Origin of the sequence: Bacillus solimangrovi, from assembly GCF_001742425.1 — a bacterium.
In the GTDB taxonomy this organism is placed as follows: domain Bacteria; phylum Bacillota; class Bacilli; order Bacillales; family Bacillaceae_N; genus Bacillus_AV; species Bacillus_AV solimangrovi.
Genome location: NZ_MJEH01000026.1, coordinates 1 through 12,601 on the forward strand (window position 1 = coordinate 1; position 12,601 = coordinate 12,601).

The 12,601-nt window shown below is 36.9% G+C and carries 16 protein-coding genes and 1 riboswitch; of the genes, 15 read left to right on the forward strand and 1 reads right to left on the reverse strand.

Features of this window, described 5'->3' with window-relative positions; genetic code table 11:
- Positions 1-194: 194 nt before the first annotated feature.
- The 4 genes from BFG57_RS10405 to BFG57_RS10420 all read left to right on the forward strand — a co-directional run bounded on the left by BFG57_RS10405 (position 195) and on the right by BFG57_RS10420 (position 2,742).
- On the forward strand, positions 195-1,076 hold the full coding sequence (locus BFG57_RS10405; RefSeq protein ID WP_083249189.1) for an amidase domain-containing protein: 882 nt from the start codon (positions 195-197) through the stop codon (positions 1,074-1,076).
- Between the two features lie 88 nt (positions 1,077-1,164).
- The gene (gene trmL, locus BFG57_RS10410) at positions 1,165-1,653 is read left to right on the forward strand and encodes a tRNA (uridine(34)/cytosine(34)/5-carboxymethylaminomethyluridine(34)-2'-O)-methyltransferase TrmL (RefSeq protein ID WP_069717432.1); all 489 of its coding nucleotides are present in this window, start codon (positions 1,165-1,167) and stop codon (positions 1,651-1,653) included.
- A gap of 382 nt (positions 1,654-2,035) precedes the next feature.
- Entirely contained in the window at positions 2,036-2,350 is a 315-nt protein-coding gene (locus BFG57_RS10415) for an antibiotic biosynthesis monooxygenase family protein (protein ID WP_069717433.1), read from the forward strand.
- A gap of 95 nt (positions 2,351-2,445) precedes the next feature.
- On the forward strand, positions 2,446-2,742 hold the full coding sequence (locus BFG57_RS10420; protein ID WP_069717434.1) for an antibiotic biosynthesis monooxygenase family protein: 297 nt from the start codon (positions 2,446-2,448) through the stop codon (positions 2,740-2,742).
- A 64-nt stretch (positions 2,743-2,806) separates the two neighbouring features.
- On the opposite strand, the gene BFG57_RS10425 is transcribed toward BFG57_RS10420, so the two are convergent.
- Positions 2,807-3,727, reverse strand: a complete 921-nt coding sequence (locus tag BFG57_RS10425) for a coiled-coil domain-containing protein (RefSeq protein ID WP_069717435.1) — start codon at positions 3,725-3,727, stop codon at positions 2,807-2,809.
- Positions 3,728-3,933: 206 nt separating this feature from the next.
- Here BFG57_RS10425 and BFG57_RS10430 point away from each other — a divergent pair, with 206 nt between their 5' ends.
- The 11 genes from BFG57_RS10430 (at position 3,934) to BFG57_RS10475 (ending at position 12,516) form a co-directional block, all read left to right on the forward strand.
- Complete coding sequence (locus BFG57_RS10430) at positions 3,934-4,512, forward strand: hypothetical protein (protein ID WP_069717436.1); 579 nt, start codon at positions 3,934-3,936, stop codon at positions 4,510-4,512.
- Between the two features lie 208 nt (positions 4,513-4,720).
- Positions 4,721-5,362, forward strand: a complete 642-nt coding sequence (locus BFG57_RS10435; RefSeq protein WP_069717437.1) for a BMQ_0737 family morphogenetic spore coat protein — start codon at positions 4,721-4,723, stop codon at positions 5,360-5,362.
- Between the two features lie 80 nt (positions 5,363-5,442).
- Positions 5,443-6,093, forward strand: a complete 651-nt coding sequence (locus BFG57_RS10440; RefSeq protein WP_069717438.1) for a BMQ_0737 family morphogenetic spore coat protein — start codon at positions 5,443-5,445, stop codon at positions 6,091-6,093.
- A 72-nt stretch (positions 6,094-6,165) separates the two neighbouring features.
- The gene (locus tag BFG57_RS10445; protein WP_069717439.1) at positions 6,166-6,816 is read left to right on the forward strand and encodes a BMQ_0737 family morphogenetic spore coat protein; all 651 of its coding nucleotides are present in this window, start codon (positions 6,166-6,168) and stop codon (positions 6,814-6,816) included.
- Between the two features lie 68 nt (positions 6,817-6,884).
- The gene (locus BFG57_RS10450; RefSeq protein WP_069717440.1) at positions 6,885-7,532 is read left to right on the forward strand and encodes a BMQ_0737 family morphogenetic spore coat protein; all 648 of its coding nucleotides are present in this window, start codon (positions 6,885-6,887) and stop codon (positions 7,530-7,532) included.
- A gap of 78 nt (positions 7,533-7,610) precedes the next feature.
- Positions 7,611-8,270: a BMQ_0737 family morphogenetic spore coat protein gene (locus BFG57_RS10455; RefSeq protein ID WP_069717441.1), complete on the forward strand. Its 660-nt coding sequence runs from the start codon at positions 7,611-7,613 to the stop codon at positions 8,268-8,270.
- 306 nt (positions 8,271-8,576) lie between these two features.
- A riboswitch (TPP riboswitch) is annotated at positions 8,577-8,691 on the forward strand.
- A 123-nt stretch (positions 8,692-8,814) separates the two neighbouring features.
- Positions 8,815-10,599 carry a phosphomethylpyrimidine synthase ThiC gene (gene thiC / locus BFG57_RS10460; protein ID WP_069717442.1) on the forward strand — a complete coding sequence of 595 codons (1,785 nt, stop codon included), beginning with the start codon at positions 8,815-8,817 and terminating at the stop codon, positions 10,597-10,599.
- Positions 10,600-10,618: 19 nt separating this feature from the next.
- Complete coding sequence (locus BFG57_RS18620) at positions 10,619-10,789, forward strand: serine protease (protein ID WP_139125109.1); 171 nt, start codon at positions 10,619-10,621, stop codon at positions 10,787-10,789.
- 366 nt (positions 10,790-11,155) lie between these two features.
- On the forward strand, positions 11,156-11,752 hold the full coding sequence (locus tag BFG57_RS10465; protein WP_245676737.1) for a YdcF family protein: 597 nt from the start codon (positions 11,156-11,158) through the stop codon (positions 11,750-11,752).
- 32 nt (positions 11,753-11,784) lie between these two features.
- The gene (locus tag BFG57_RS10470) at positions 11,785-11,988 is read left to right on the forward strand and encodes a hypothetical protein (protein WP_069717443.1); all 204 of its coding nucleotides are present in this window, start codon (positions 11,785-11,787) and stop codon (positions 11,986-11,988) included.
- 99 nt (positions 11,989-12,087) lie between these two features.
- Positions 12,088-12,516: a GNAT family N-acetyltransferase gene (locus BFG57_RS10475; protein WP_069717444.1), complete on the forward strand. Its 429-nt coding sequence runs from the start codon at positions 12,088-12,090 to the stop codon at positions 12,514-12,516.
- Positions 12,517-12,601: the final 85 nt, after the last annotated feature.

A 12,601-nucleotide genomic window follows, 5' to 3' on the forward strand; every position in this document is an offset into this window, starting at 1 on the left:
CCCTATAGAATATAGAGCTAAAGCCGTTTAAATCATTTTTATTATTTCCACTGTCTACTTGACAGGGGGCAGTTCATCTTATGTCTCTGTGCTTTTTTCTACTGTTACGTGTACCTATAGAGTTTATAATATTCGTTCTCAAGTTCTCGTACTTTGCATAGTTTGTTACAAAAGTCACTTAAGGCGGTGAAGTGATGGCATGGGTTGATATATTAAAGGAACGAACATTCAAACGGTTCGATTATTTAATTAATTCACGTCTTGATAACGAGGTTATAGATGAGGAGCAAGTAGTCTTTGATAGAAAGAAGCAAATGTTTAAAAAGCGAGGAGCAGAAATCGTTAAAACAAATGTTGAAGCATTCCCAAGCAGGGAACGATCTGTATTTAATAAGAAGGAAATCGAGTACCGACTTAAGATTGAATTTCTTGTGAAGCAAGGTGGATTTTTTTATATAGAGGAACAAAATGAACAACGATGTGCAACCTTTCAAAAAGGAGCATTGATAGAAGATAGAAGGGTTAGTGTGAAAGCTGAGCAGATAGATGAACTCTCATTATTTGAGGGGAATAAAGAGCGAGTAGCTTATTATTACGATCGTCGTAAAGCAGTGCAGTACGCGGAGAAATGGTGGGATGGTCGGAATCCTGCCTATCGTGATTTTGATGTCGATTGTACGAACTTTATCTCACAATGCTTGCGAGCAGGAGGTGCACCGATGACAGGACATCCGAATCGCGCAAAGGGTTGGTGGTATAGTGGGAATAATTGGAGTTATAGCTGGGCTGTTGCACATTCATTACGATGGTACCTAAGTGGAGCTAAGCAAGGTTTACAAGCAAAAGAAAAACATTCAGCACAAGAGCTTATACCTGGTGATGTGATTTGTTATGATTTCCAAGGTACTGGTAAATGGGATCATAATACAATTGTTGTAGCGAAGGATGATCAGAATGAACCGCTTGTGAATGCACATACGAATGATAGTCGGATGAGGTATTGGAAGTATGAAGATTCCGCTGCATGGACACCAGATATTAAATACAAATTCTTTCATATACTTAGTCAAGACTAGTGAACAGGGTATCTCTTCTTTTTAACTACGTGAAAAAATGCTATAATAATGAAGTTATTTAAGAAAGCGTATAGAAGAGGTGTTCATAATGGGTTTGCATATCGTGTTGTATCAACCTGAAATTCCTGCAAATACGGGAAATATTGCTCGTACTTGTGCAGCAACGAATACAACATTACATTTAATTCGCCCGTTAGGTTTTTCAACTGACGATAAGATGTTAAAGCGTGCTGGACTAGATTATTGGAAATACGCTGATGTTCGTTATTATGATTCATTAGACGAGTTATTTGAGAAGTATAAAGATGGAGAGTTTTTCTATCTGACAAAGTTTGGTGAACGTAATCATACATCATATGAGTATAATGAAATAGACAAAGATTATTTCTTTGTATTCGGTCGTGAAACAAATGGTCTACCAGATGAATTAATCGCAGCGAATAAAGAGCGTTGTCTTCGTCTACCGATGACAGAACATGTTCGTTCATTGAACCTTTCAAATACAGCTGCAATCCTCGTATATGAGGCATTACGTCAGCAGGATTATCAGAACTTGATTTCTAGTTACCGAAGCTAGATATGAGAAAACACGCCTTCCATGTGAGGGCGTGTTTTCTCATTACTGTATACATATCATGTGTGAATGATTTCTAATTACTTTGCTTTACCTGGTTTATCGTTATAACCAGCTGTAAAGATAGCAGTTAGGAACGCTAACGACACAACCATAATTAGAGCGAATCCCATGTTGTATCCTCCTTTGTTATTGGTTAGTTAGAAAGGAATTATAGTATATACCTTCTAATCCACAATTCATCAAATATAAATTTATTATAGCCCAATTCAATAGTGGTGTGAATGATTTGTGAGGACAAAATCATTAAAACCTATTATTAGGATGTTGATTTGCTTTGCTATATAATATATAAATACCGAATATTCAGAAGGAGGAATGGGATATGTACGTAGTAATGAACGAGTTATACATTCCAAAAGAAGCGAAAGAACCGATGAAGAAGCGATTTGGAGCAAGTGCAAATAATATGAAAGAGGTTCCCGGTTGCATTGAGTTTATGTTTTTAGACAATGAGAAGGAAGATGGTAAGCAAGTTGTCTTTACGAAGTGGGAGTCTAAGTTAGATTATGAGAACTGGGTAAATAGTGACGCATTTCGTAAAGCCCATTCTGAAAGAGGGAAGAGTGGCGAAGCTAAAAAACAAGAACAACCAAGTAACAATGAGCTCAATGCGTATGAGGTTGTGCATCATACATAAAAGATATCAAGCTGACTATGCAATTGAGGTGGTCAGCTTTTATGTATTCTTTGTTCGGGAATTACTCTTATTAATAGAATAGAAGGAGGTTTACTATGATATTAGAAGCGGTGATGCTGCAAGTGAAAAATGGGTTGGAACAACAATTTGAAGATGCTTTTCGTCAGGCATCTCCTATCATTTCATCAATAAAAGGATATCGCTCACATGAGTTACAACGTTGTATTGAAGAAGATGGAAAATACCTACTGCTAGTCCAATGGGAGAACTTAGAAGATCATACAGTTGGATTCAGACAATCAAGTGAATACGAACAATGGAAGAAGCTATTGCACCATTTCTATGATCCATTTCCAACTGTTGAACATTTTGAGCGAGTGAATGTATCATGACCCAATTGGCTCAACTAACCATCAGTGGAGATGAAGGAATATCCTCACTGATGGAAGCTTCACCTTATATATTGTCCATCCAATTCTTAAGTTGTGATAAAAGTCCATTCGGTTTATCATGTTCGATTGGTTGTTGCTGAACTTGTTGAGAAGCAGTTTGCTCAGAATGGTTAGTAGCTTTTGGTTTTTTTGGTGGTGTCAGCTCTTTATTTATTTTTTTATCAAGAGGCTTCGGTAATTTGGATAGATTCGGCTGATTACTGATTGTATGATAGAACCAATTGTCGTTAGAAATCATGGCTTTCTTATTGTTAGTTGTATTAACGTTATTGTTCTTAAGTTCCTCTTCGTTAATTGAGTCTGTCGTTTGTGGTGTGTTATCTTCTGATAATGGTTTTGATAGTTTCGATTCAAGTTGTTGGAAGTGTGTGGATAGTTCGTCAGAAAGGTTAGATGTGACTGCATATTCTAATGTATTAAGAGAGGATTGCATTTCATTTTGTGTAATTAGTATTTCATTGATGATTTCTTCTAGGGCCGATAGTCGATTTAATTTACTTAGGATTCTTGATTGATCTGATGCATTTTCAGATGTAATCATGTTATCGTTAATTTGTGTTGTTAAGTCTTTAATAGATATATTTAATTGACTAACAAGGTTATTGTATTGTTGTTGGAACTGTTCTTTATTATCTTCCTTGGTTTGTATTTCCTCGTGTTCGATTTGTAGCTGCTCCTCTTCATTGTTAATTTGTTTATATGTTGTAGTTATATTAATAAAATTCTCTTCCGATTCTAATAGTGCTTTGTTATGGTCTTCAACTATATCAATGATAGATCTTATTTCCTTATTAAGCATGTTCTTTTCACTTTGAGCTTTGTGCCTCTTGCTTAGATTAAAAATGTTTTTTAATCTTTCTTTCACTTCTTCAACATAATGATATTTACCCTCTTCTTTCCTGTCATGATGTTCATATTTGTCCATTTTATATACAACCTTTCATTCGCATTTTCTACAATGTATGCGTTAATTGTACAATTTGATTAAGCTATTCTAACAAAGTTGCACAATTTTGTTGATTCATTTTTCTTATCTACACTTTTTGCTTATTCAAAGTATTTACTAGTTGCATATGATAAAACATATAAAAACTATACTGACGAGATAATAATAGATAAAGAGGTGTGAAAATGAATCAAAATTCATTAGAAGGGATAGAGGCAAAGCTTTTCCAACTTGAACAGGAATTACTCAGTACACGCAGAAGTATAGAAAAATTAAAAAGTTCGATCAAAGTAAATGGAAGCCCATTATTAGTACCCTATTTTAATTATTCATTGACGATGCCAAAGAGAACAGCTACTAATAAAGCATTAGTATTAGGTAGCTTCATTATAAAAAATATTGGAGAAAGCCCTCTTCATAATCCGTTCATATGTATTAAAATAACCCCGTATGAACACATACCATTTACAGCGAAAATTGGTACTCAAGAAATCGTTGACACATCTATGCGATCAATTTCCTCAGAAACTTGGGATTATTTGAATGAAGAAGCGAAGGATAAAGGGATCGATTCAGGAGAATATTGGTTAAAGCCTGTAGTTACACAGAAAGTGGATGTTGGTAATTCAATTAGTCTGTTAAACTTTCAAATTCCATTAGATTTTGAACATGTAGATAAGCAGTTTAAAGTGGTTGGGTTTATATACGGAGATGAAATTCAACAAGGTGTACGGTCACTTAATAGTATACGTATTAACAAATAGGTAGTGAATGAAAGCATGACCAACACAAAATGGTTGTGCTTTTGTTCTTGTAGCGGGTTGTTCAATAATTTTTTTCTAGAGGTGTTCCAAATAGAAAATAGGTTTTATTACCAATTTTTAGTTAACTAAACATTTTCATCAAGCCATTTGCATTGGACATGAATAGGATGGAGTGTAAACTATTAAATTTATAGAAAGGAGAAGTTTTATGTCACGTTCACTTAATTACTCGGACCTTCAGAGAGAGTGTATCGACGCTCATAAAATTTTCGATTATGTATTAACAAGTAAGGAACAATGTTTTGAGGATGTTGTGTTTACGGGAATATCGTCTGCAGCAGGTGATACTATTTCTGTATCATCATGCCAAATAGGTCCTGATAGTACATGTCCAGAAATTTCAGATCCAGAAAATCGACCAACTGTTACAGTAGAGCTTCCAGACGGTACAGATGTTGATCTACAGGTTGTAACCCTTCAAAAAACAATTCAAATTATAATTGAAGGAGATGTAACAAGTGGTGGAACTGCTACACCTTTCACATCTACAGCCGTTGTTGTGTTCTGTCCAGAGGAAGTATTAATGTGTGCACCGATAGGCACAATGGTAGACTGTATGATTACGGATACGTCAAGATGTGTCGTTGGAGCTCTTACTCTTGATCCAGCCAATAGTACGGCAACTGGCAATGTACATGTCTTAGCATGTCAAGGTATTCAAACATATGCAGAGGTTAAACTTGAGATTCTAGCGAAAATTTGTGACCCGCGTGGTATCATTCCGTTTCCAGAATGTGAAGTGAATCCGTTCCCACAACAATGTCCAAGTATCTTCCCTCCTGCTCATTAATTAAGAGTCACTACTAGTTTTGAAGCAGTGTGGGTAGAATTTCTATCCACACATTTTTTTCTAGAGGGGAGGATAAAATCATGTCAAAATACAAATGTTTACCTGATTTACAACGAGAGTGTATCGACGCTACGAAAGTTTTTGACTATGTGCTAACGAGTAAACAGCAATGTTTTGAAAATGTTGCTTTTACATTTAGTGAAGACATTCTAGGTAGAGAAATTGTTGTTACATCTTGCCAAATTGCCCCTACTAGTACATGTATTGAAATATCAGATCAAAATAACCGTCCGACAATTATTGTAGAGATTCCAGACTGTCCAGATGTTGAACTTGAAATCGTAACGTTACAAAAAACGATTATTATCAATCTTACAGGACAGTTGATAGACGTAGATAATATTGCGACAGATTTTACTGCAACAGCAACCGTTATATTTTGTCCAGAAGAAGTGCTGCTGTGTGCACCAACAGGAACATTGGTAGATTGTGTGATTACAGATACGTCTAGATGTGTGGTAGGCAGTTTAACCCGAATGGCAACTTCTGCTCCTAATGTTGCAACGGGTAACGTGCATGTCTTAGCATGTCAAAGCATTCAATCATATGCACCAGTGAAACTTGAAATACTAGCGAAAATCTGTGACCCACGTTCTCTAATTTCAATACCAGAATGTGAGGTTAATCCGTTCCCGCAACAATGTCCAAGTATCTTCCCTCCTGCTCATTAGTTAAGAGTTAAGAATCTGTGTGGATAGACTGCCTATCCGCACATTTTTTACTAGAAAGGAGGATGAAAAACCATGTCAAAATACAAATGCTTACCTGATTTACAACGAGAGTGTATCGATGCTACCAAAGTTTTTGACTATGTGCTAACGAGTAAACAGCAATGTTTTGAGAATGTTGCATTTCTGTTTAGCGAAATGGTTAATGGCAATATGATTGACGTTGACTCTTGCCAAATTGCTTCTACTAGTACATGTATTGAAATTTCTGATCCGAACAATCGCCCGACTGTTACAGTGGAACTTCCAGACGGTACAGTGGAATTAGAGGTTGTAACGCTTCAGAAAACAGTTAATCTATTTGTTGAAGCAGAGATTATTGCTCCAAATGGAGCGATTACGTCTTCAACTGCAACAGCAACCGTTGTATTTTGTCCAGAAGAAGTGGTGATGTGTGCACCAACTGGGACATTGATAGACTGTATGATTACGGACACATCAAGATGTGTAGTTGGTAGCTTGACCCCAGTGGGACTTGAATTTCCTAATGTTGCAACGGGTAACGTGCATGTCTTAGCATGTCAAAGCATCCAATCAAATGCTCTAGTGAAACTTGAGATTCTAGCGAAAATCTGTGACACACGAAGTATAATCCCTGTTCCAGAAGTGTGTGAAGTGAATCCAATCCCACAACAATGTCCGAGTGTCTTTCCTAGTGATCAGTAGTTTATGGTCATAAAGATATGGAAAAGTATTCTATTCAAACATTTTTTCTAGAAAGGAGGAGAAAAAATATGTCTAATTCTAAAAGTTTATGTGATTTACAACGAGAGTGTATCGACGCTACGAAAGTTTTTGACTATGTGTTAACAAGTCAACAGCAATGCTTTGAGGATGTAACAACTTCACAGATTCCAGATTTAAATGATGGTGATACTCTTTCCGTTTCATCCTGCGAAATAACTTCTAATAGTACATGTATAGAAATTTCCGATAAAAATAATCGTCCAACTGTTATTGTTGAGCTACCTAATGGTGAAGTTGAACTAGAAGTTGTAACACTTCAAAAAACAATTGAAATTGAGATTGAAGGGGAAGTAATAAGTGCTGGTGGAACTTCTACACCCTTCACAGCAACAGCAACCGTCGTGTTCTGTCCAGAAGAAGTATTAATGTGTGCACCGACAGGAACAACGGTAGACTGCATGATTACGGATACGTCAAGGTGTGTCGTTGGTACTCTTACTGTTGATGCAGTTACAGACACAGCAACGGGTAACGTGCATGTCTTAGCATGTCAAAGCATTCAATCAAATGCACCAGTAAAATTAGAAATACTAGCGAAAATCTGTGACCCACGAAGTATTATCCCTGTTCCAGACATCTGTGAAGTGAATCCATTCCCACAACAATGTCCGAGTGTCTTCCCAAGTGCACATTAGTTAAGGTTATGTTTCAAATATTGAGCTGTGTGAATGGGATTCCTGTTCACACATTTTTATAGAAAGGAGAAAGGTATTGTGTCAGGTTATCGATACTTATGTGATTTACAACGAGAGTGTATCGACGCTACGAAAATTTTTGACTATGTGCTAACGAGTCAAAAGCAATGTTTTGAGAATGTTAGGTTTACATTTACAGGAGATATTCCTGATGGTTTTGCAGCATTCCCTGTTTCATCTTGTGAAATTGATCTAGATAGTTCATGTGATGAAATATCTGATCCAAATAATCGCCCAATTGTTCTAGTCGAGCTTCCAGATGGAACAGATGTTGAATTAGAAGTTGTAACATTTCAAAAAACAATTAACCTTACTGTTGTAGGAGAATTTCTTGATACAACAGGTGCACCTATAACTACGGGTACGGCAACGGCAACCGTCGTATTCTGTCCAGAAGAAGTGTTGCTGTGTGCACCGACAGGAACAATAGTAGATTGTTTAATTACAGATACATCAAGCTGTGCTGTTGAAACGATTACTCCTGAAGCATCTTCTGGAATGGGAATAGGTAATGTGACTGTTTTAGCCTGTCAAAGCATTCAATCATATGCCCCAGTGAAGCTTGAAATACTAGCGAAAATCTGTGACCCACGTAGCATCATCCCTGTTCCAACTGTTTGTGAAGTGAATCCGTTCCCACAACAATGTCCAAGTGTCTTCCCTGGTGCACAATGTTAAAAGAAACTACTAGTTAGATAGACGTGTAGATGCATAGTGCTACACGTTTTTTTATGAGAAAGTATAGATGAATATATTTACAATGTACTATATGTGAGAAGCGCCTCTTCTGTTACACAAATGTCCAAATAGAATGGAGTTATAAATAGATATTTATTGTGAGAATAAACTAGTTTGAATGATGTCCAGATAACAGGAATGATTTTTTTCAATATTGCGTATAAATATGATAAAGAGGTTGTTTCTTTATTTTCTGTTTCATTTATTCAAAATATCCTATATAATGAAATTTGAAAACTTAATAATATTTGAAACTAGGGGTGTCCAATTAGTTGGGCTGAGAGAGAAACACAGTGAAGTTTCTTGACCCTTCGGACCTGATCTGGTTCATACCAGCGTGGGGAAGTTAGAGCAACAATACTTCTACATATTAAGCCGGGTCCACCTATAGATGGGTCCGGCTTTTTTATTGTTTTATACATCTCCCCACACGTGTGATCTCGATCTCGTCTTTATATTGATAAAACAAAGGGGAGATTTTTTTATGTCTAACAGCTCATTGAATAAGGATAATATTTCAATAATGTCTAATTTTTCAGGTAGTAAGAAAGTGTATGTAGAAGGGTCTAGGGAGGACATTCTCGTTCCAATGCGTGAGATTGAACTAAGTCCAACGACAGGTTCATTTGGAGAAGAGGAAAATGCACCTGTACGTGTCTATGATTCAAGTGGTTTGTATACAGATCCAAGCTATACGATCGATATTCGTAAAGGCTTACCTGAACTTCGCAAACATTGGATTCTAGAACGTGAGGATGTTGAGGAGTATGCAGGTCGTGAAATCAAACCAGAAGATAACGGCTACAAAGAATCAGATGATCCACGTACATCTTATGCACAGTTTCCGAATATAAATGACACACCACTACGTGCTAGTGAAGGCAAGAACGTGACACAGCTTCATTATGCGAAGCAAGGTATCATCACACCTGAAATGGAATACATTGCAATTAGAGAAAACATGGACCCAGAAGTTATCCGTGAAGAGATTGCAGCGGGACGAGCAATCATCCCATCTAATATTAATCACCCTGAAAGTGAACCGATGATTATCGGGCGTAAGTTCCATGTGAAAATCAATGCGAACATCGGAAATTCAGCTGTATCATCTTCAATTGAGGAAGAAGTAGAGAAGATGACATGGGCAACTCGTTGGGGAGCAGATACGATTATGGATCTATCAACGGGTAAAGATATTCATAAAACACGTGAATGGATTATCCGTAACTCACCAGTACCTGTTGGAACGGTTCCAATCTATCAAGCTCTTGAAAAGGTTAACGGTGTCGCTGAAGATTTGACATGGGAAGTGTATCGTGACACATTAATTGAACAAGCTGAGCAAGGTGTCGATTACTTTACAATCCATGCGGGAGTACGTTTGCATCACGTACCATTAACAGCTAAGCGTGTGACGGGTATTGTTTCACGTGGTGGATCAATTATGGCACAGTGGTGTTTATTCCATCATCAAGAAAACTTCCTATATACACACTTTGAAGAGATTTGTGAGATTATGAAGGCTTATGATATTGCATTTTCACTTGGAGATGGTTTACGTCCTGGTTCAATTGCAGATGCCAATGATGAAGCACAATTTGCTGAGTTAGAGACACTTGGTGAATTAACGAAAATTGCTTGGGAACATGATGTTCAAGTTATGGTAGAAGGTCCTGGACATGTGCCAATGCATTTAATTAAAGAAAATATGGATAAGCAATTAGAAATGTGTTATGAAGCGCCATTCTATACGCTTGGACCATTAACAACAGATATTGCTCCTGGATATGATCACATTACATCAGCTATTGGTGCAGCGATGATCGGATGGTACGGAACAGCAATGTTATGTTATGTAACGCCGAAAGAGCACCTCGGTCTACCGAATAAAGATGATGTACGTGAAGGGGTTATTACGTACAAAATTGCCGCACACGCCGCAGACCTTGCGAAAGGACATCCGAGTGCACAGAAGCGAGATAACGCATTATCGAAGGCACGTTTTGAATTCCGTTGGAGAGATCAATTTAACCTATCACTTGATCCTGAACGTGCGACAGAATATCATGATGAAACATTACCTGCTGAAGGAGCAAAAACAGCACACTTCTGCTCAATGTGTGGTCCTAAATTCTGTAGTATGAGAATTTCACAAGACATTCGTAACTATGCGAAAGAAAACAAGATGGATACGAAGGAAGCAATTGAAAAAGGAATGAAAGAGAAAGCACAGGAATTCAAGAAAGCAGGTAGTAACATCTATCAATAAAACGTATGAGGTGATATACATGAACAAAGCACAGCAAATTAAGGAAGAAATTCATGCTTTAGCCTCAAAAATAGATGAGTTAAAAAGTGATTTAAAAGATATGCAACAGCAGTGTGAGCATCACTTCACAGGTGATCTTGCTTACCAACGTTGTGAAAAATGCCACTACGTTGAAGTCATGCACTACTAAATAACTAACATCCTAATTTACCTTTAGAAACATAAGGTGAATTAGGATTTTTTTATTGTAAGTTTCTTTTAAAAGTAAGGTTGAAAGGTTCTCTTAAGAAAGGTCAAGTATTGTTGGACTTAGTTGAATAAGTGAGGATATTTAGTTCTAGAGCGGGAAAGATAGACCTTTAAATGATTAAGTTATGGGGATTTTGTATGCAGTTCTCTAATTATGTTTAGAAATCAACATTAAAAGTTAACACACCTTATAATATAACTGTATAATTAGAAATTGAAATATAAGGAAGATTTGAGGGTGAACAAGAGGACATTTCAAACAGGATACATAGATCGTAGCGGACTTTGAAAGGAGATTACTAATTAATTGGATTCTTTAGCGAAAGAGCGTCCTTTGAAAAGGAGAAGAAGTTGGTTGCTAATCTTCCCAGCATTACTCGTTGTATATATCGTCGTTGTGCACATTTTAATTCAAACGACAGCAGCAAACGAACCTCAAGCTAATGCGAAATATATGATCATTCTCGGGGCAAAGGTAAATGGAGAGAGAATGTCCAATGCATATTATAATCGCGCGCAAATGGCTTTGGCTTATTTGCAGGAGAACCCTGAAACAACGGTCATTGCGACTGGTGGACAAGGGAAAGGTGAACATATTACTGAAGCTGAAGCGATGAGACGTTATTTAGTTGAGAATGGAATTGCAGAAGACCGAATCATAAAAGAAGAACAATCAACATCGACATTCGAGAACTTAAAATTTGCCAAAGCATTTATTGAACAGGAGAAACCTGAAGTTTTAATTGTAAGCAATGATTTCCATTTATTCAGAGCTTCAATTATCGCAAAACGATTACATATGCAACCCGATACGCTCGCAGCACCTACACCACAAATTGCTGTATTAAAATTGTACGCGCGTGAGTATATGGCAATCGCAAAAACATTGTTAGTAGATTGGTAGATAAGACAGATTTAGAAAAAGGAGAGGGTATGATGTTCATATTGGCAGCAGGAGGCACCCATGGATTTAATCTGGGGGATGTTTTTTTTCAATTATCCATGTTTTTTGTTTTGATTACGATTGTAATCGTAATTTTTTCGGTTATTAAATCACATTTTACACAAGGGAAGCATTTAAAGGGAATAGAAGAAAAGTTAGACAAATTGTTGGAAGAGAAAGAGAAAAGAAATTCATAGCTTAACTATTTAGGAGTTATTTATAACCTTACTTTTGGCAGGCAAGTAGTTGTACAAAGTAAGGTTATTTATATTTTATGAAAGCGAGTGTGACAGAAGATGATACGAGAGGCAAATGTTACTGATGTGAACGAGTTAGCTCGGTTAATGGGTGAGTTAGGCTACCCAACGTCCTCAACAGAAATGGAGCAAAGGTTTTCCAGCATCTCGTCTAATCGATCTTATAAGACATTCGTATATGATGTCGAACAACAGTTAGTTGGGATGATCGGGATGATGTTAGCTCATCGCTATGAAAAAAATGAAAGCTATGTATGGGGTGTTGCATTTGTTGTTGATTCAACTTATCGAGGTCAAGGCATTGGGAATTCATTATTGCTTGCAGCTGAACAATGGGCGAAAGAGCGTGGAGCGAATATGATAACGTTGAATAGTGGCAATCGTAATGAGAGGCAAGAAGCGCATCGATTTTATACGAGCAGGGGGTTTGAAGGAAAAGCAACAGGTTATTATAAAGTGTTAGATTAATACGAGGATTATAGTCAAGGTGAACAAGGTTAGACAATAATATTATCTTTTAAAAGAATCACTTGTGATGTTTAAGAAATGGTTA